Origin of the sequence: Acidisphaera rubrifaciens HS-AP3 (assembly GCF_000964365.1) — a bacterium.
GTDB lineage: Bacteria > Pseudomonadota > Alphaproteobacteria > Acetobacterales > Acetobacteraceae > Acidisphaera > Acidisphaera rubrifaciens.
The window spans coordinates 1-983 of record NZ_BANB01000336.1; the positions used below are offsets into that span (position 1 = coordinate 1).

Consider the following 983-nt stretch of genomic DNA (forward strand, 5'->3'; position numbering starts at 1 on the left):
GGCGGGCGAGCTCGCCCAGCGAATAGGTCACCGCAAAGCCCGTCGCTTTACATGTCGAGGTGCAGGCGATTCTCGACATCGATCATTTCCTGCTTGCGCCAGCGTACCCGGGCCATGTCAACGTGGAATCCGTCGATGAGGTTGCCCGTAATGGGCCGCGTGGCGAACGACATGGGCGACTAGCGCGCCCGCGATCTCATTCTTCGACGGCAGGCAGGCCGGGGCGGGGCAAGCGCCGCCGATCTATTGGCGCTCTACGACCGCGACCTTGCGGCCGGCGCGGCCGAACGACCACGCCAAGCGCTTGCCGCCCTGGCTACTGCCGCCGATGACACGACGTCGAACACTTCGGGCCCATGCATATCAGGCCGTTGGAGCTTCGACTTCGACGCCGCGCGTGGTTTCCATGCCTCAGGTCAACCCGCACGAGAAAGTGTGGGTGCAAAAGCAACAGCTTCTCGATCGTGTGGTAGTTCTATGAGAATCCCATGCGGACTCCGGGGCAAGTCGGCCAGGGATTCCGAAGTGATGTCGGCCACCCCTGAGGGGGTGACGTTGGTCGGCTGCTGGGCAGGTAACCGGTCTATCTGCCTCTCGTCAGGGCGAGAGAGGGACCGATGCCGGCCGAGAGAGTGTCGATGCTACGTGTCCGAGAGATCCTCCGGCTGAAGTTTGACTGCGGCGTGTCCGACCGAGCGATCGGGGCGGCGGTCGGTGTGGCGCGCGGCACGGTGCAGCTGTGCCTGACGCGAATGGCGGCGGCGGGACTAGCCTGGTCGTTGCCGGCAACGCTGAGCGACCAGGGGCTGGAAGCGCTGCTGTTCGCGCCGCAGGGCGGCTCGTGGCCCGGTGTCCGGCGCAAGACGGAGCCGGACTGGGCGGCGGTGCACCGGGACCTGCGGCGGCCCGGCGTGACGCTGCCGCTACTGTGGGAGGAATACCGAGCGATCCTGCCCGTCCGACTTGCGCGCGAGCCGGGCATC

General features: G+C 66.8%; 1 protein-coding gene and 1 pseudogene. One reads left to right on the forward strand and one right to left on the reverse strand.

Features of this window, described 5'->3' with window-relative positions; translation table 11 throughout:
• Positions 1–47: 47 nt before the first annotated feature.
• Positions 48–173: a hypothetical protein gene (locus B8460_RS23635; protein ID WP_277813967.1), complete on the reverse strand. Its 126-nt coding sequence runs from the start codon at positions 171–173 to the stop codon at positions 48–50.
• Positions 174–638: 465 nt separating this feature from the next.
• Here B8460_RS23635 and B8460_RS10685 point away from each other — a divergent pair.
• Positions 639–983, forward strand: a pseudogene (locus B8460_RS10685) (IS21 family transposase); the annotation flags it as partial.

What these genes read in the sequence shown, in the direction of transcription:
- B8460_RS23635 (WP_277813967.1), bottom strand. Translation starts at nt 173, where the DNA reads ATGTCGTTCGCCACGCGGCCCATTACGGGCAACCTCATCGACGGATTC.